Origin of the sequence: Natrinema amylolyticum (assembly GCF_020515625.1) — an archaeon.
GTDB lineage: Archaea > Halobacteriota > Halobacteria > Halobacteriales > Natrialbaceae > Natrinema > Natrinema amylolyticum.
The window spans coordinates 131,714-149,152 of the sequence record NZ_JAIWPJ010000002.1 but is presented as its reverse complement, the minus strand read 5'-3'; the positions used below and the strand labels follow the sequence as shown (position 1 = coordinate 149,152).

The window sequence follows — 17,439 nt, the reverse complement described above, 5'->3', positions numbered from 1 at the left end:
AATCGGGAGAACCGTCGGTTCGCGTCGGCCGGGCGTCAGACGGACGTCCGTCACACCCATCCGATTCGCCACGTTCAAGCCGGTTCCCTTCGACGGTCGATTCATGACGCGAGCTGTCTGGGTGAAAGCCGACGATACCGTCGGTGACTGGGACGACCGCCGGGCGCGGATCACTGCCGCGCTCGAGGCGGGTGCAGACTGGGTACTGGTCGACGAGGACGACGTCGAGCGCGTCCGCGAACTCGGCGACATCAACGTCGCCGCGTTTCGGACCGACGGGGACGTGACCCTGGTCGACGACATCGACGACGCCGAAGGCGAGGCGGAAGACGCCGCCACGCAGGCGGACGCCATCGTCGTCGGGAAGAACGGCGAGGGCGACGCGACCATCGACCTGCCCGAGGATCTCTCGGGGTCGGCGGACCTCTCGACGCTGCGCCGCGACGGCGACTTCGACCGAGGCGCGTACGTCCGCATCCTCGGCAAGGAGTACGAGCACTTCGCCGAGACCGCCGCCGAAGAGGCCGACCACACGATCGTCGTCGGCGAAGACTGGACGATCATCCCCCTCGAGAACCTGATCGCGCGAATCGGAGATGAGACGGACCTCGTCGCGGGCGTGACCAGCGCCGAGGAGGCCAAGACGGCCTTCGAAACCCTCGAGATCGGGTCCGACGCCGTCTTGCTGGACTCGGACGATCCCGACGAGATCCGGAAGACGGTCGAGGTGCGCGACGAGGCCGCGCGCGAGCGCCTCGATCTCGAGTACGCCGAAGTGCTCGACATCGAACGGGCCGGCAGCGCCGACCGGGTCTGCGTCGACACGGGCACCTTACTCGAGCACGACGAGGGAATGCTCGTGGGCTCGCTGGCCCGCGGGCTGGTCTTCGTCCACGGCGAGACCGCCGAATCGCCCTACGTCGCCTCCCGCCCCTTCCGGGTCAACGCCGGCGCGGTCCACGCCTACGTCCGCACGCCCGACGGCGGTACGAAGTACCTCTCGGAGCTCCAAAGCGGCGACGAGGTGCAGGTCGTCGACCTCGACGGCAACACCCGCGAGGCCATCGTCGGTCGCGTCAAGATCGAGCAGCGACCGATGTTCCGGATCGCTCTCGAGAGCGAGAGCGGGGATCGGGTCGAGACCCTGCTCCAGAACGCCGAGACCATCAAGGTCGCGTCGTCGGAGGGGCGCAAAGCGGTGACGGACATCGAATCGGGCGACGAGATCCTCCTGTACTACGAGGACACGGCCCGACACTTCGGCGAGGCCGTCGAAGAGAGCATCATCGAAAAGTAACGTCGCGGCCGCAGCGGATCGCTTCTAGACGTCGTTCGTCTCCGCATCGGGCTCGACCGGGTCGAGTCGGGCTGTACACCAGTGACAGAACTCGAGGTCCTCGTCGATTTCCTTTCCGCATTCGGGGCAGGTCAGCCCCTCCGTGTCACCGGTTCCGCCCGGCGAGTGGCCGAGCGCGCGAAAGGTCGCGTCGATCGCGGCGAACAGGGCGATAAAGGAGAGGAAGAACTGTGTCATCGCGTCGGTCTCTTCGGCCATGACGTCCGCGTAGGCGTTGATGTCGTCGACGCTCGTTATCGGACCGGCGGCGGCCAGCTGATCGATCGGGAGAAAGAGAGCGCTCACCGACAGGAAGAGACCGGCGAAGAGGGCGGCACGGAGCCAGTCCCTGACGAGGACGTGGCCCGCGCCGGGCATAATCACCGAAAGACCGGCGGCGAGAAGCGCACGGAGCCATGTCATTGTATGTGGGGATGGTAGGGGAGCCCCGCCCTTAACATTCCGATTTCGATTACTCTCGAGCGGAGCGACGGTACGAACTCGCGAAAACAGGGGTAGCCGTCCAATCCGTTACCTGTTGCAGGTGACGGCGGCGTCAACGGTCGTTTCTATCGTCGTTGACCCCGTCGTGGCACGTATCTCGATCGGGAGCCGCTCCGAAGGCCCTCCGTTCTCGCAGGAAACATCGCTCACTTCGATCGATGCGTTCGACCCGGGTTCGACCGACTCAGTGGTCGAGTCGACGCTCACGTTCGATCCCAAGTCGTCGCCCTGTGATTCGTCGACGATCGCTATCGTCAGTTCGCTGTCGGCTCGGTTCGTCACGTCGATCGTCGTCTCGTTCTCACCGCTCTCCCGCGCGTCGAACGCGACGAGTTGCTCCGACTCGTCGTCGGTGACCGCCACTTCGATCGATCGATCCATCGCGACCGAACTCACGCCACCGCTCGAGACGACGAGCGAGACGATCGCGACGACGACCATCGCGATCCCGATCCGCGAGGTCATCGCGGCGGCTCACCCCGTCCGATTCGGTTGCGATGAGCGTAACTCGTATGGACGAGCGCAGTGACGCCGAACATCGCGACGAAGATCGCTGCGAGTGCCGTTCCACCGAGTTCGACGAACGGGAAGATCGCGTACCGAGCGAGCAGGGTCAGTGTCACTCCGATCCCGGCCAGCCCCAGATAGACGTGACTCCAGGGAATGTCTTCCGCCGGAACGTACTCGAGATACATCTGGAGTTCTGCCGCTTCGTCGGTCAGTTCGACGACGCCACGAGTCTGATCGTACTCGATCGCTCCGACGTCATCGAGTTTCGGCAGGTGTGACTGCCGGAGCGCGGTGTAGACCCGTTTTCGTTTCTTCCACGGAAGTTCGTCCGCCGGGACATCGTACTCCCAGGCCGAGACCGAATCGACGAGCGTCCGCAGATCGACCCGCTCTTCGTCGGTCTGCTTGAGATAGTGGAGTACCCACCGTCGCCGCCGATTGCTCAGCATCGTGAATATTTCGTCGCGTGTCAGTTCGTCAGTTCGTGAGTCGCCTCTCGAAGAGAGGTTATCGGTCACCCCTTCATCCCCCGTCGATTCACTCACGGACATACATGTTAACTAATCGTAAACTAGAGTGATCGGACTTGTTACCAACAGCTGATTTCCGGACTCTCAATCACGCATCTGTTACTATTGGTACCATTCGAGGATACATAAACGAAATGAATAGATTTGGAGAGTGCTGCGAATTCGGCCGACGGCGCGAACGAGACCCTTACCGAGCGATAGTTCGGCTGCAGTCCTCGCCAGCAGTGGTGGAAACCAGCCCATAGCAAAACCGAACAGTCCCGTTCGGATGAACGACGCGAACCGACGCAACTCGTCGATACGTCGCCGCGTCAGTTGGAGCGCAGAATATGACACGAACTGGAACGGGAGGGGGGACGGTTCTTCGACGAGCGGCGGCGATCGGTATCGTCGTCCTCGTCGGGCTGCTCGCGATCGGGCACGTCCTCGGCATTCCGATCGGACTCGGATACGTCGAGACGGGAAGCATGGAGCCGACGATCGATGCCGGTGACGGTTTCGTCGCCGTTCCGTCGGCCGTCGCCGGCCCCGTCGAAGAAGGAGACGTGGTCGTCTACGACGCACAGGAGATCGAGGGTGGCGGGCTGACCACCCATCGGGTCGTCGAGGAAACGGAGCACGGGTACGTGACCCGCGGAGACGCGAACCCGTTCACCGATCAGGACGGCGGTGAGCCACACGTCACCGACGGGCAGATCGCCGCGACGGCGTTGCAGGTGAACGGCGAGGTGGTGACGATTCCCCACCTCGGAACGGTCGCCATGGCCGTCCAGGGGGGACTCGAGTCGGCCCAGTGGTGGCTCGCGTCGACGCTCGGGATCCGAGCGTTGGCCGGCAGTCAGGGGCTCTCATACCTCCTGCTCGGTTTCGGGTTGGTCGTGACCGGCCTGTCGATCGCGCTCGACGGCCGGGGTACCCCAGATCGCGAGCGCTCCCGAGCGCGCACGCGCAAAGACACGTTCGACGCGCAGCGACTGGTCATCGGAATAGGTGTGCTCGTCTTCGTGGTCGCGCTGGCGACCATGATCGCCATGTCTGGATCAGTCGAGATCGGGGTCGTGAGCGCGGAGTTCGACTCCGATCGGCCCAGCGTGGTCCCCACCGGTGAGACGGAGACGCATCCCTACGAGGTGCAAAACGGCGGCGTGCTGCCAGTCGTGTCTATTACCGAACCGGCCAGCGACGGGATCAGCGTCGACGATGAGCCGCGGGTGCTCACTCGAGGCGAGAGCGTCAACGCGAATGTCGCGTTGACCGCGCCGCCCGAGACGGGGTACTACCTGCGCTCGTTCACGGATCGGCGGTACTTCGCGGTGCTTCCACCGCCGATAATCGCCCGCTTGCACGCCATTCACCCTTGGATGGCGATGACAGCGACGGCGACCGTCGTCGCCGGGCTCGTCGTGCTCCCCTTCGCGCTGCTCGCGGGCACCGGGACGATCAGGACGCGCTCGAGGCAGCGATCCGAATCGACTGAGGGATTTCTGAGATGATAGCTATGCACACGAGAGATCCGAAATCGGGGAGGTATCGGCAGTGAACAGCGATAGATCGTTCGTCCGCGCGCGGGCCGCGCTCGACGAGTGGTTCGTTCCGGTCGTCGTCGTGTTGCTCGCGCTGGCGCTCGTCGGCGGCTGGGGAGTGTACACCTCCGTCGCCGGCTCCGCCGAGCAGACGGACCGCGAGACGGTCGAGCCGTGGTCGACGACGGGCGAGTTCGATCACAGTGCGGAGGTACGGACCGAAAACGAGGTGTTCCCGGTCGGGACGCAGCTCTCGGATCGGTCGGTCTACTTCACCGAAGTGACGCCCGTACTCGAGGGGACCTTCACCTACCGGTACGAGGCCGACGCCGGTGACGTGACCGCCGACGTCGAACTCGAGCGGGTGATACGCTCCGCCGACGACGAGCAGGAATACTGGGAGGTCAACGAGACGATCGCGGAGACGACAGCCGCTGGTCTCGAACCCGGCGAGGAAGCGACGGCCGACTTCGCGGTGGACGTTCCCGCGACGGTCAACGAGAGCGACCGCATCGAGGAGAGCCTCGGCGGTTCGCCGGGATCGATTGAGACGGCCGTCGTCGCGACCGTCACGGTCGACGGGACCGTCGACGGCGACCCCGTCGAGCGGACCGAGCGATACGAACTCGGAATCGCGCCGGACGGCTCCACGTACAGCGTCAACGCGCCGACGGCGGATCGGAGCATGCGGGATCGGCCCGACGAGCCCACGCCCACGACCGCGGACTCGGCCGGATTCGTCGGTCCGCTCGGCTCCGTTATCCTGCTGTTCGCGTCGCTCTGCGCCCTCGGCGCGCTGGTGGTCACGCGAGCCAACGGCACGCTCGCGCCGTCCGAAGCCGAGCTCGAGCGCCTCCGCGCCGAGCACGAGCGCGAGGAGTTCGACGACTGGATCTCCCAGGGCTCGCTGCCCGCTGACGTCCGGGGACGGTCGCGAATCGAGGTGTCGACGCTCGAGGACCTGGTGGACATCGCGATCGACTGCGACCGGCGCGTGCTCGAGGACGAGGCCGCGAGCGGGTACTATGTCGTCGACGGGGAGTCGCTGTACGCGTACGAACCGGATGGGCTCGAAGGGGACTCGAATAGCGATAATTCCAGTACCGATTCTGTCGAAGGGGGGCCGACCGGCGAGGCGAACGCTGGCGCTGACGAATCGGCGGCCGGCCGATAAACTATCGATAGGTCCGTAGTCCGTACCAATCGCTCGATTTTCGATCTGGGTCGCTATCGATCGTCCGGTGGGATAGCGACAACTTTCAGCAGCGATAGGTTCGGATCAGCGGCTGTTTCTATGATTTCTAACACCTATCCACTTGCTACTGTTTCTCGAGATACCGCATGCAGTCCTTGTCGATGAGACCGTCGTAGATCGGATCAGGCTAACTCGAGATAGCTCGAGAACGGGGCAAGAGAGCATCGATGTATCACTCGACTAGTCTCACTGCGGTCGACAATTGAACTCGAGGTCAGAGAGTGGGAGACGCGAATCCCGGACTGCAGGAATCGCGTGTCGAACCTCCTGTCAGTGTATACACAAGGAGTGGGACGGGCATGGGAGGAACGCATGCGTTCGGATACGACGCCACGCTGTCGGGTGATGATCGGCTGGAGATCCGAGCGTATACGGAGTGGTGAAACCTATGGAACGACGTAAATTCCTGATCGGTGCAGGGAGTACGGCAATCGGAGCAAGTGCACTCGTTGGCACGGGTGCGTTCAGCGGAGTCGTCTCGGAACGAACCGCGAGCGTCGAGATCGCTCACGACCGAAATGCGTATCTCGGCCTTCACGAAATTCCAGATAGCCCCAATGAGAGTTACGTTGACTACGACAGCCTTGACCACCTTCGGATTCAGATGGATCCAGACAATCCGAATGATACTGGGAATGGGGAGTCGACTGGACCCAATCAAGGTGTAGGTGTCAACTCTAACTCAGTTACATGGTTCAACGACCTTTTCCAGATCTGTAATCAAGGGAAGCAGGAGATAGGAGTCTATCTGTTCAAGGTCGGTGACAACGCAGATCGGGTCGTATTCTACAATGGCGACCGTGAGGGACCGTGTCATGGAACTACGCTCGGGGTAGGTGAGTGTACTGACATCGGGATGGCGACGGCAACGCACGGTCTCAGTTCTGACGACGATTTGCTCGATAATCTCCTCATCGTCGCTCTTGGAACGAAAGAGTACACCGATAAATCGACCGCAAGAGAGCAAATCAACGACGACAGCGCAGTCCACAACGACGAATACGATGAGCGGCTAGAACTCTGACGAACGTTATACTAAAATAAAAACAAATTGGGTCGGATTGGGATTCCTGAGAAAGCGCAAGTCGGCCAAGATAGCGGACATCTTCATTTATATTTTGGAACCGATAATTAGCTCGGATATTTCTGCATGAGTTTGCGTGCGATATTTAAATGGATATAACTAGTTCGGGGTCCTGTTCATCCTTCAATGGAGTCGGGCCCTCATGGCCGAATACGAGATCAATCAGCTTCCACTTCTCCTACCACCATCGTCGCGACGGGATTGCTGTGAGAGGCCGGCTGCTCCGCCGCTGCCAGAAGCGCGAGTCCGCTTCGATTCTGCAGTCTCCGCTAGCTTCGCGTCGTCGGCGTACTCGCCTGCCTCCGTCAGGGTTCGGACTATCGCTTTCCGGGCGAGACCTCTCGGAGTCGTGTGCCGACGCGACGATCGAGACGTCGCGGTCGCGAGCCGTCTCGAGCACGTCCTCTGCCCCTCTCTCAGAATCGACTCGAGTTCTATATCGATCGCGTCGATGGCAGCGAACGCGGTCGCCTCGGCGAGCGTCTCGATCTCGAGTCGTGTTATTGGCCCCGCGAGTGTCTCAAGGGAGATGTCCCGACGCGACCGCTTCCGCGAGATCGATAAGACGGGACGATTTTCGATTCGGTGACCGGAACTACGGCGGTGAACCGATAACGAGTCAGAAGAGAGACCGTTCGACGTATCGCCAGCGTTCGAGGGGCCGCTCACTCAGTCTGTGTGACTTCCTGTTGGGTCGGATACTCCTCGTTCAGATCGCGCAGCAACCGAGTGCTCTTCCCGCTCTCGCGAATCATGTCGACCAGCGAATCGAGTCGGTGCAGTGAGACCTGGCCCGGGGCGTAGTCGCTGGTATCCGATTCGAGCGGCGCGTAGCCGAGTTTCGCTCCGTAGAGGGGACCGATTATGCGCGTGTGACTGCCGAGTTCGCCCATCGCGATGCCGGTCGCGCGGATGCCGTTCTGGGTCGCCGTATCGATCGCCGTGAGGATTCGCAGGCAATCCGCTCGGTCTTCTGCGTACGTAGCCACTTTGGCGATATCGCCGTACCGATCGCACTCGGCGATGATCGCGTCGAGCGTCTCTTGATCGGGCGTCTCTTCGAATTCGTGAAAAGAGATGACCAGTTCGACGTCCTGTTCGCGGAATTCGTCGAGTACCCACTCCATTCCGCGTGCCGTCTCGAGTTCAATATCGACCCGTTCGACGACGTCGAACTCAGCGGCCGCCATCAACTGGTCCAGCCGGCCTCGGTCGGCCGCTTCGCCGCCGAACCATCGCGATCGGTTCGTCGCCAGAATAGGCAGTTCTCCGTCGTAGTCGCGTAGTTGTTCGATCGGTTCCTCCGCGCTGTCCATCCGAAACTCGATGAAATCCGCGTTCTCCCGGGCTTTCGGTTCCCGTGTAAGATCGTTTGTTGTCGCGGCGAGAGCGAACCCGTCGGCAGTCATGATACGACCTACCAATCCTCTCCATAAAAGCATTTCGAGAGGTGACCCTGCCGTATTCGATAAACTATCGTTCGGAATTTCGAGCGGGGGTGTGGAGACGACCGCTCAGAGCAGGGAGAGGCGACCGACATCCGAGAGCACTGCCGTTGCCGTTTCCGGACCGCCGGCACCGCGGCCGCTCGAGTGGAGCGAGCCGGCGTTTCGCGTCTCGATCTGGACGACATTTCGCGTGCCGGTCACGGCGAGGGCGCTGTTTTCGGGTACGAGTCGCGGTCCGACGCGAACGCCGTCTCGGGTCGCCTCACCGATGAGTCGGATCGTGCGACCGTCCTCCGCAGCGAGGTCGAGCGCGCTACCCGGAATATCCTGAATGCCCTCGACCGCCGCGTCCTCGAGCGAGAACCCGCCGTCGGCCAGCACGTTCGCAATGATGACGAACTTCAGTGCCGCGTCGGTGCCGCCGACGTCGAAACTGGGATCTGCTTCTACCACACCGAGGTCCTGTGCTTCCGCGAGGACGTGTTCGTAGTCGAGTCCCTCCACGGCCATCCGCGTGAGAATAAAGTTGACGGTCCCGTTGAGCACACCGCGTACCGCAGTGACGTTTCTCGGCATTTCGTCTTCGATCGTCGAGAGGACCGGGACCGCACCGCCGACGGTCGCTTCGAATCGGAGTGAGCCGTCGCTCTCGGCCTCGAGCGCACGGATTTCCTCGTAACGTTCGGCGACCGGACCCTTATTCGCCAGGACGACGTGTCGATCGGCCTCGAGCGCGCGCTGGGCGTGGGTAAAGCCGGGTTCGGCATCGCCGAGGGTCGTCGGTGTCGCCTCGACCAGGACGTCGTACTCGGTTTCGAAAACCGCTGACGGGTCGTCCGTTCCGACCGGTTCGGTATCCGCTTTCCGTTGGAGGACGCTCTCGACGTCGATACCGTTCGCATCGATCGCGGCGCTCGTCGAGTCGGCGAGCGCAACGACGTCGTGCCCGTACTCGCTAGCGAGGTCGGTGACCGATCGGCCGACGTCACCGGCACCGAGGATGGCGAGTCGCATCAGGCCTCACCTCCGAGCAGCGGTTCGATGATCGTCAGCTCCTTTTCGGTCCCGATCGAGCGGATCGTTTCGAAGACTTCGTCGGACCGACCGGAATCGATCGCCAGCCGAAATCGCGCACTCGAGATATCGCTCGTCCCCTCCGGTGCGGCCACCGAGACGTCGAGCACCGCAGCACTCGCTTTGTTTTCGATCTGCAGGATCGTATCCGATAGATCGGTTTCGATGAGGTGACCGACGAGCACGAGGGTAATCTCCTCGCCGTAGCGCTCGGAGCCGGCCTGAATGACGTTGACCCCGTTCTCGCGAAGTTTTTCGACGATATCGTCGAAGCGGTCCGGCGTACATCCCAGATCGATCTCGACGGGGATGTGACCTCGCGGCGTGATATTGCCGCGCTCGTGATGAATACTCATGAGATTCCCGCCGTTCTCGGCGATCGGTGCGAGGGCGTCGAGCAACTCACCCGGTTCGTCGACCAGTTCGAGGCGAACGGTGTACGTGCGAACACCGCCGTCCGTCTCGGTACTGATGTCACCCCAGCCGCTCGACCCGTTAGCCATTACTACCACCGCCGATCGTTGTGCGAACGTCCGCCATTGAGGGCATGGTAGTCGAATCCGTAGCGGTCACGTAAAAGGTTATAGATCCGCTCACCCGCGGTCGAACCGGCTCGAGAGGCTCGCTCGGAGAGGTATCGACGAGACTGTGCAGCGCCGATCAGGCCCGTTCAAAACGTCGCATTCTCGTTGGGAGCGTCGTATCGACCAGCCAGCGAAACGAGGCGACGATGTCGAATTCGAGGACTAGTGACCACTGGGAAAAATGTTGCTTCTATTTGTATTCCGCATTAGTATCATCTTTAGATAATAATCACCCACGTTGTTGTCTGATAGTCATTGTCAGAACACATTACACCCATAATCGCCCATATAAGACGTTTTAACGCTAAAATAGCTCTTCAAACCCGATCGGAGCGCATCATCCGACGGTGAAATTGATTGAGTTAGAAGGATCGCAGAATAAGCCCTAAAAACACCCTATATACGGCATACGCGTCATATACGTACTAGACCGAGTTTATCAGATGTATATCTTGACTTTCAAATTTTATCTGTTAAGACAGAATTCGTAGTAAAGATGGAATTTGATAAACCTGTAGACCACGACCTCGTGAACGACGACGGCTCAGCCGTCGCGCACCGATTTGCGTCTCGTCTCTCCGCTCGAAAACGGTCGATGCTGTGGTTCACTCTCTAGTGGATTTTCTCGAGCTACGGACGACGGTTCGGGATCGCCGTCTAGGACGTAACTCAGAACGTAGTCTCTCATCGCTGCCGGTTCAGGTGTGCGATCGACTCGGAGGTGGTTTCGATACTATCGAAATATGCTTCGGTTCGAACACTCGCTGGTATCGAATGCATCGACAGAACACCGTATCCGTTCGCGGCAACATCAACTTACATCTATATGGTTGTAAATCTTGGGAGGAAGTCGAACACGAACAGGTGTCGGATGAAACCGCCGGACTGAGGACATATTGCATGAAGCGGCCAGCTCGTTCGGTATCGGCGCAGTGCTGACGGTCATTCGTACTGTCGTATCTTTAGTTCGATGATGTTCTTCTTGTCGAGAATGGCGGGAGCGAGTTCGTTTTCGATCCGGTCAGTCCCCATTCGACTGAGCGGACCGCTGATGCTGATCGCACCGATGACATCGTCCGGTTTCGATATTATTGAAGTCGCGACGGCAGCGACGCCGGGAAAGTGTTCACCTCGATTGATCGAATAGTCCCGCTCTCGGATCTCCGCGAGTTCGTCCAGCAGGGCATCCCTGTCTGTGATCGTACTGCCAGTGGCCGCCGGAAGGCCCCGTTTCTCGATGATTGCGTCGATCTCCGACTCGGAGAGCTCCGAGAGTATCGCCTTGCCCGTCGCGGTCGAGTGGAGGTGGAGGTGCTTGCCGAGTTCCGCGTTATCGTCGATCGACTCCGAACTCTGGGACTTGTAGAGCTGCACCGAGTAGCCGTTCTGTTCGGCCGTAATGTTAGCGTGCTCGCTCGAGTCACGTCGCAGATCGTCGACCTCCGGCTTCGCCGCTTGGTAAAGCGCCATGCGGTCGCGCATTTCCCCGCCGGTATCGAGGAACCGGAAACTACAGCAGTATTCGCCGTCGTCTTTGATCACGTAACCGGTCTCGACGAGCGTCGCGAGGTGAATGTGGGCCGTACTCGCCGGCATCTCGAGGTCGTCCGCGATCGTAGAGAGCGTCGCCCCGCCGCCGTTCCGGAGATATTCGATAATTTTGAACGACTGATCTACGCTTTTCAGCTGCCGTGTGTTCGTCTCTTCGCTGTTACCCATATTGAAACATAGTTACACGGTCTATTAAGCCCTGTGGCGCATTTCGACTATATTGAAATAATTGGTCGACTATCAGGTCGGCTCCGGCCGTTCGAATCGCGATCGTCTTGCAGTCTCAAGCGGTGACCCGTCGGGACGAGTCGTTCGGAAAACGGGTGGTTCGAAGGCTGCCGGACCGAACGGTTACTGGATCGAGTCTTCCGGACCGACGACTTCCATCTCCTCGAACAGCTTGGCGTAGTTGTTGAGTTCGAAGAGGTACTCGCCCTCCACGAGCTCCTCGCGGACCTCGTCTTCGGACTCGAGTTTGTCGTACGAGCGTTCGAGGACCTCCTCGGCGCTCTCGCTCGGGACGACGGCGAGGCCGTCATCGTCGCCGACCACGACGTCGCCGGGCTCGACGGTGACGCCGCCACAGGAAATCGGGACGTTGATCGAACCCGGATCCTGCTTGAGCGGGCCCCGGGGATGCGTGCCGCGGCCGTAGACCGGGAACTCCATCTCGGTGATCTCCTCGCTGTCGCGATAGGCGCCGTCGATGACGATTCCACCGATCCCGTTCACTTGGCAGGATTTGCACATGAGTTCGCCGAAGTGACCCGTCTCGGTGAACCCCTCGGAGTCGATAACAAGAACGTCGCCCGGTTCCGCCATCGTGATCGCCTTGTGGATGATCAGGTTGTCTCCGGGCGAGGCGTTGACGGTGATCGCGGTTCCGCCCATCTCGATATCGCTGTAGGCGGGCCGGATCCCGGAATCCATAGTTAATCCGATGTTCCCCGTCACGTCCGAGACGATGGTACTCGGAATTCCTTCGAAGGCCGAAACGACGTCGCTGTCCGGTCGCTCTACATCGTGCTCTATCGTGTGCATAATCGTACCGAGACACAGCGAATCACCTTAATCTACCGGTTCACCGCTCCGATCGAAGGAGCGGTGCCGAACCCATCGGAACCGGCATTGTGCAGCGCGCAGCCGGTTTCGAGATGGATGTTCGCTACACTGCGACAGAACGGAAACCGGACCGCGAGGAGGAACTCGCTACGGTCGGCGTCGACACCATACACGTCGACCTGCCTATGCTACTCCGGGAGTGCGACTTCGTTTCGTTGTACGTCCCGCTCGTCGAGTCGATGCACCACCTCATCCGACGATGAACTCCGACAGATGAAAGAGAGCGCCGTCCTGCTCGACGCGAGTCGCGGACTGATCGTCGCGATACCGGCGCGCTGGAGTCCGCGCTCGAGCGCAACTGGAGCGAGCGGGGCTCGACGTCACCGATCCGGAACCCTTGCCGGCCGATCATCCGTTGCTCCGCCGCTCACCTGAAACGGTCGTCGTCACGTCCCACGTCGGCAGCGCGAGCATTCAGACGCGCGATCGAATGGCCGAGACGGCGGCTGCAAACGTCGGCGCGGGCCTCGATGGCGAGGACCTGCTGAATTCGGTGCTCCGCGACGCAGGACCGGAATGAGCGAGCGACGCGCCGCCCGCGTCAGTTACAGGTCGCTGGGAATTCAGCTCCCCGTTTATATCAGCGCGCATCGATCGCTCGAATGAAATGACGGTACGAGAACTCTCCGACGGTATCCACGCTATCGAGTTCGACCACGTCCGAGTCTTCGTTCTCGAGGACCGACCCGAGGGCACCGTGACGCTCGTCGACGCATCGTTTCCAGACGACGGCGAGGAACTCGCCAACATCCTCGAGGCGGAGTTCGGGGGCCTCGATCGGCTCCTCATCACTCACGGGGACGAGGGCCACTTCGGCGGCGCCCCGGCACTACTGAAGCGGTTCGAGCCGGAACTAGCCGTTCCTGCGGGTGCGAAGGGGTTCTATGAAGTGCTGGATGTCGAGCCTGACATCGAGTTCGTCGATGAGGACCTGCTGGCCGGCGGTATCCGCGCGATCGAGATTCCGGGACACACGGTGGCGGCAACCGCGTTTCTCCTCGAGGCCGACCGGACGCTGATCGCCGGCGATACGCTCGAGGGGTCGGATCGGCGCGGCCTGCCGCCGGGCTATCTCGTGCCGCCAGCCGAGCAGTTCAACGATGACAGCCACGCCGCCGCCGAACGGAATCTTGTCAAACTGTTCGACTACGAGATTGATACGGTGCTGGTCCACCACGGGACGAGCGTCCGCGAGGAGCCCCTCGAAAAGCTCAACGACTGGTTGCTCGATCGAGAGTGGACGCTCACGTACTCGTAACGCTCCAAAAAAGAACCGTCGTCGAATTCGATCGGATACGTTATGCGCTGATGTCCAGTTCCTCGACGAGGTTGCCGTAGTACTCGTACTGCTCGTCGAGGAACTGGCTGAACTCGTCGGGACCGCGCTGTACGCGCATGAAGTCGTTGTTCTCCATGAACTCGACGAATTGGTCGTCCTCGTAGACCGACTCGTAGACGTCGACGATTGCATCTCGAGTTTCGTCGTCAATATCAGCCGGCGCGAAGTGACCCAGCCAGGAGCCGATCTCGATGTCGAGTCCCTGTTCAGTCATCGTCTGCGTGTCCGGCAGCGAGTCGACCTGCTCGCTGAACGCGACGCCGAGGGCCTCGAGATCGCCGTCACGGACTTGCGGTGCCACTTCGGCGGCACCGACGGCCGTACAGTCGGCCTCGCCGTTTATGACGGCCTGCATCGCGGGGCTGGCACCGTCGTACGAGACGTGCTCGACGTCGATTCCCGCCTCATCGGCGATACCGGCTGCGGCCATGTGCCATGATGATCCGTTACCAGAGTTTGCCATCTGGAGTTCGCCCGGGTTGTTCTCGCCGTAGGAGATCCACTCGTCGAGCGAGGAGAACTCCGCGTCTTGGTGGACGACGAGCGCGGCCGGGAACTCGGTGTACTGCATGATCGGTGTGATGTCGTCGGGCCCGAGTTCGGCGATGCCGAGGTGCTGGAACAGAGCGATTTCCGGTGCGGTACAGCCCAAGGTATGGCCGTCCGGCTCGGAGTTCGCGGCTGCGTTCATCCCGACCGAGCCGGAGCCACCGGTCTGGTTGCTAACGTTCCAGGAGACGTCGGTGTGGTTTTCGGCCGCATCAGCGACTGCACGGCTCGTTCGGTCCGCACCGCCACCGGCTGCCCACGGGGAGACGATCTCGACCTGTCGCGACGGCCACTCGCCGTCCCCGTTCAGGTCCCCGATACAGCCGGCCGTCATCGCGAGGCCCGTCACACCGAGGGACTTTATCGCGTTGCGTCGATTCAGCACAGTCTTGCCACCGCTGCCACCATTGGTATCAGATGCCATTCTACTCCTATCGAGTGGGACCTTCATATTTAAACATTCCGGATAAGGCGACCAGAATATTGGTCCATGGGGTAACCATACGAAACCATATCGAAACGGCAATTCTCGCTCTGATCAGACACGAGCGGCTTCCGGAAACAGGGAGATCGGGGACAGGTACGAACCCGTCGGAACCGGACCGTTACGGCCGCACATATCCGTACGGACCGAAGTCGTCCAGGGGTAGCAACGCGTTCCTGAAGATCCGTCCGATCCGTAAGTTTATAGCCTGGCAGCAGCGAAGGGGAAGTATATGAGAGGTTTAGCCAAGACCGGTCGGAGCGCCGGGAGTATGGAACTCGTCGACGTCGAGCAACCGGTACCGGAACCGAACGAGGCCCTGATTGAAGTCGAATACGCGGGGCTCTGTGGCAGCGATGCCGGTATCTACGCGTTCAAGTCGGCGTTCGAACGGATGAACGTCCCAACCATCATCGGCCACGAGTACACCGGTCGTATCGTCGAGATCGGCGACGAGGTCACGAAGTTCGCCGTGGGCGATCGCGTCGTCGAACGACCGATTCGGAGCTGCGGCGACTGCTACCAGTGTGAGATGGGGCAGGCGAACGTCTGCCCGAACAAGCAGATCACCGGCGTCGATCACGACGGCGCATACGCGGGATACATCGCCGTTCCCGAGGAAGACCTCCATCCGGTTCCCGACGACGTTGAGCCCCGACACGCCGCGCTCGTAGAACCGACCGCGATCGCGACTCGCGCAGTTATCCGAAACTCACGGGTCAAACCTGGCGACCGGGTCCTTGTTGCGGGCCCCGGACCGATGGGCGTCCTCGCCGCACAGGTCGCGGATGCACAGGGTGCCGAGGTCGTGGTCGCCGGCGTCGGCCAGGACACCGCGTATCGCCTGCCGCTCGCAGAGGAGTTGGGGTTCCCGACGCTCAACGTCGAGGCCGACGACCTTGAGACCGCCCGCGAGGAGATAACTGATGACGTCGGCTATGACGTCGTATTCGATACGACCGGACATCCGTCGGGGCTATCGATGTCCATCGACGAGGTCCGCACGGGCGGTCAGATCGTCCTCGTCGGTCAGACCGGCGACGCGATGGCGGACTTCACATCGCTGGTCCGGTCAGAGATCGACCTCCAGTGTACCTACAGCGCGATGTACGAGGACTTCGAACGCGCGCTCCGCCTGATCGGTTCAGGCGACGTCGATCACGAGACGTTCCTCGACGACCGATTCAGTCTGCTCGACGCCGAGGAGGCCTTCGAGACGTTCCTCGAGGGCGAGACCTGCAAACCCGTCTTCGACGTCTCGGTACTGCGTGAGTAACGCCATCAGTACGTCCGCGTGAGCTTCCGGACCAGCGACCGCAGAGAAGTAGCATCGATCCGCTCTCTTCGAACGCCGATCCGATTCCGCCGTGGCCTCGAGCGCGTCCGGCACGTCGACCTGCTGATCGAAGCCGTAATAGAGTGGGTCGGGTTCGTCGTCCGCCTCGCTCAGGATGTCGAGTGCCGCGGCCGCGCCGTCGCCGACCGAGCTGCCTGTCGTTTCCGGCACGGACCATGGTCACCGCCGGGTGGGCGTCGTCGACGCTAGTCCCCATGTGCATGTCGCCGTGGACTCGGCCCTCGTCGGCCGCGTCGCAGCCGAACGGTTCCGCCGGCGAGAGGTCGCAACCGATCTCCAACACGACGTACTCGCCGTCCTCTGTCTCGAGTCGAACCCGTCGGACTCCCCCTCGACTGCCGCACGTTCTCCGATTCGAGAGCGCCGACGGAAGCAGCCATGGAACGAAACCACAAAACGGTCACGACGAACGCGATTCGACCGGCCGTAATTCACTCGTCCGTGCGGGGATCCCACTCGTTCCACTCCCGTTCCACGAGGAAATCGTCGAGTTTCTGCTTGGGGTTCTCGAAGACGTGCGAGCCGTGGAAGACCAGCACCGTCTCGAAGTCGTACCCGAGCAGGTCGTAGAGGTTGAGTTCGGCGGCCTCGTGATCGATGTTGAACAGCGCCGGCGGCGGGAGGAGATACCCCGCTGGCATCCCGCCGCGGTCGGCCCCGTCCAGCGCGTCGCCGGAGATCAGGATGCCTCGGTCCTCGAGCAGCAGGGCCGACGTCGCCTCGGTGTGACCGGGCACCTGAATCACGCGGATGTCGCCCTTGAGCAGGTCGCCGTCCTCGTAGGCGACATCGGGTTCGATGTCGAGCCCCGCGTCCTCGAGGTGGTCGTAGAGTTTCGTCTCGTCGGCCGGCATGACGAGTTTCGGGTCGAAGGCCTCCATCACGTGGGAGAGTCCGCCGTGGTGGCCGTGGTCTCCATGCGTGAGAATCACGCGGTCGATGTCACCGTACTCCGCTTCGAGGGTCTCGACGAGTTCTGCCCCGTTCTCGTCGAACGCGGTATCGATCAACGTCGTTTGTCCCTCCGGAACGTCCTCCAGCACTAGCACTCGGACGTGATCGAATTGAACCTGACCGATACCGTCGGTCACGCTACTGTGGGTCATAGCTAGTTACTGGTTGTAGCGGACTCCTAATTAAACCCATTGATCAGTCTAACTGGACGTGTGAGTACGGCCGAAGCACGTCG

At 61.4% G+C, this 17,439-nt stretch carries 18 protein-coding genes and 1 pseudogene; 8 read left to right on the top strand and 11 right to left on the bottom strand.

Annotation, left to right across the window (positions count from 1 at the left end):
* Positions 1–103 precede the first annotated feature (103 nt).
* Positions 104–1,297: a 3-dehydroquinate synthase II gene (locus LDH66_RS10940; RefSeq protein WP_226481113.1), complete on the top strand. Its 1,194-nt coding sequence runs from the start codon at positions 104–106 to the stop codon at positions 1,295–1,297.
* Positions 1,298–1,321: 24 nt separating this feature from the next.
* On the opposite strand, the gene LDH66_RS10935 is transcribed toward LDH66_RS10940, so the two are convergent.
* The 3 genes from LDH66_RS10935 to LDH66_RS10925 all read right to left on the bottom strand — a co-directional run bounded on the left by LDH66_RS10935 (position 1,322) and on the right by LDH66_RS10925 (position 2,799).
* Positions 1,322–1,759: a zinc ribbon domain-containing protein gene (locus LDH66_RS10935; protein ID WP_226481112.1), complete on the bottom strand. Its 438-nt coding sequence runs from the start codon at positions 1,757–1,759 to the stop codon at positions 1,322–1,324.
* 108 nt (positions 1,760–1,867) lie between these two features.
* Positions 1,868–2,305 carry a hypothetical protein gene (locus LDH66_RS10930; RefSeq protein WP_226481111.1) on the bottom strand — a complete coding sequence of 146 codons (438 nt, stop codon included), beginning with the start codon at positions 2,303–2,305 and terminating at the stop codon, positions 1,868–1,870.
* On the bottom strand, positions 2,302–2,799 hold the full coding sequence (locus tag LDH66_RS10925) for a DUF7344 domain-containing protein (RefSeq protein ID WP_226481110.1): 498 nt from the start codon (positions 2,797–2,799) through the stop codon (positions 2,302–2,304). Before LDH66_RS10925 ends, LDH66_RS10930 begins: the two co-directional genes overlap by 4 nt.
* A 410-nt stretch (positions 2,800–3,209) precedes the next feature.
* On the opposite strand from LDH66_RS10925, the gene LDH66_RS10920 reads away from it, so the two are divergent.
* The 3 genes from LDH66_RS10920 to LDH66_RS10910 all read left to right on the top strand — a co-directional run bounded on the left by LDH66_RS10920 (position 3,210) and on the right by LDH66_RS10910 (position 6,682).
* Positions 3,210–4,373, top strand: coding sequence for a signal peptidase I (locus LDH66_RS10920; protein WP_226481109.1), 1,164 nt, complete (start codon positions 3,210–3,212; stop codon positions 4,371–4,373).
* 43 nt (positions 4,374–4,416) lie between these two features.
* Positions 4,417–5,577: a DUF5305 domain-containing protein gene (locus LDH66_RS10915; RefSeq protein WP_226481108.1), complete on the top strand. Its 1,161-nt coding sequence runs from the start codon at positions 4,417–4,419 to the stop codon at positions 5,575–5,577.
* Positions 5,578–6,046: 469 nt separating this feature from the next.
* Positions 6,047–6,682, top strand: a complete 636-nt coding sequence (locus LDH66_RS10910) for a DUF1102 domain-containing protein (RefSeq protein WP_226481107.1) — start codon at positions 6,047–6,049, stop codon at positions 6,680–6,682.
* 230 nt (positions 6,683–6,912) lie between these two features.
* Here the strand turns inward: LDH66_RS10910 and LDH66_RS10905 are convergent.
* From LDH66_RS10905 to LDH66_RS10880, 6 genes and pseudogenes are all read right to left on the bottom strand, one after another.
* Positions 6,913–7,231: pseudogene (locus LDH66_RS10905) on the bottom strand (type I 3-dehydroquinate dehydratase); the annotation flags it as partial.
* 176 nt (positions 7,232–7,407) lie between these two features.
* On the bottom strand, positions 7,408–8,151 hold the full coding sequence (locus LDH66_RS10900; protein WP_226481106.1) for a type I 3-dehydroquinate dehydratase: 744 nt from the start codon (positions 8,149–8,151) through the stop codon (positions 7,408–7,410).
* Between the two features lie 105 nt (positions 8,152–8,256).
* On the bottom strand, positions 8,257–9,204 hold the full coding sequence (locus LDH66_RS10895) for a homoserine dehydrogenase (RefSeq protein ID WP_226481105.1): 948 nt from the start codon (positions 9,202–9,204) through the stop codon (positions 8,257–8,259).
* Complete coding sequence (locus LDH66_RS10890; RefSeq protein WP_226481104.1) at positions 9,204–9,767, bottom strand: amino acid-binding protein; 564 nt, start codon at positions 9,765–9,767, stop codon at positions 9,204–9,206. The genes LDH66_RS10895 and LDH66_RS10890 overlap by 1 nt, the downstream gene beginning before the upstream one ends.
* A gap of 1,023 nt (positions 9,768–10,790) precedes the next feature.
* Entirely contained in the window at positions 10,791–11,567 is a 777-nt protein-coding gene (locus tag LDH66_RS10885; RefSeq protein WP_226481103.1) for an IclR family transcriptional regulator, read from the bottom strand.
* Between the two features lie 183 nt (positions 11,568–11,750).
* Positions 11,751–12,440: a 4-carboxy-4-hydroxy-2-oxoadipate aldolase/oxaloacetate decarboxylase gene (locus tag LDH66_RS10880; RefSeq protein WP_226481102.1), complete on the bottom strand. Its 690-nt coding sequence runs from the start codon at positions 12,438–12,440 to the stop codon at positions 11,751–11,753.
* A 74-nt stretch (positions 12,441–12,514) separates the two neighbouring features.
* On the opposite strand from LDH66_RS10880, the gene LDH66_RS22945 reads away from it, so the two are divergent.
* The 3 genes from LDH66_RS22945 to LDH66_RS10870 all read left to right on the top strand — a co-directional run bounded on the left by LDH66_RS22945 (position 12,515) and on the right by LDH66_RS10870 (position 13,779).
* On the top strand, positions 12,515–12,724 hold the full coding sequence (locus LDH66_RS22945) for an NAD(P)-dependent oxidoreductase (protein ID WP_319004362.1): 210 nt from the start codon (positions 12,515–12,517) through the stop codon (positions 12,722–12,724).
* Positions 12,725–12,819: 95 nt separating this feature from the next.
* On the top strand, positions 12,820–13,041 hold the full coding sequence (locus LDH66_RS22940; protein WP_425492949.1) for an NAD(P)-dependent oxidoreductase: 222 nt from the start codon (positions 12,820–12,822) through the stop codon (positions 13,039–13,041).
* A gap of 87 nt (positions 13,042–13,128) precedes the next feature.
* The gene (locus LDH66_RS10870; protein WP_226481101.1) at positions 13,129–13,779 is read left to right on the top strand and encodes an MBL fold metallo-hydrolase; all 651 of its coding nucleotides are present in this window, start codon (positions 13,129–13,131) and stop codon (positions 13,777–13,779) included.
* A 40-nt stretch (positions 13,780–13,819) separates the two neighbouring features.
* Here the strand turns inward: LDH66_RS10870 and LDH66_RS10865 are convergent, their stop codons facing one another.
* Entirely contained in the window at positions 13,820–14,833 is a 1,014-nt protein-coding gene (locus LDH66_RS10865) for a Bug family tripartite tricarboxylate transporter substrate binding protein (RefSeq protein WP_226481100.1), read from the bottom strand.
* Between the two features lie 292 nt (positions 14,834–15,125).
* Here LDH66_RS10865 and LDH66_RS10860 point away from each other — a divergent pair, with 292 nt between their 5' ends.
* Positions 15,126–16,169 (top strand): zinc-dependent alcohol dehydrogenase, encoded by a 1,044-nt coding sequence (locus LDH66_RS10860; protein WP_226481099.1) that lies wholly within the window; start codon positions 15,126–15,128, stop codon positions 16,167–16,169.
* Between the two features lie 512 nt (positions 16,170–16,681).
* Here the strand turns inward: LDH66_RS10860 and LDH66_RS10855 are convergent.
* Entirely contained in the window at positions 16,682–17,356 is a 675-nt protein-coding gene (locus tag LDH66_RS10855; RefSeq protein WP_226481098.1) for an MBL fold metallo-hydrolase, read from the bottom strand.
* Positions 17,357–17,439: the final 83 nt, after the last annotated feature.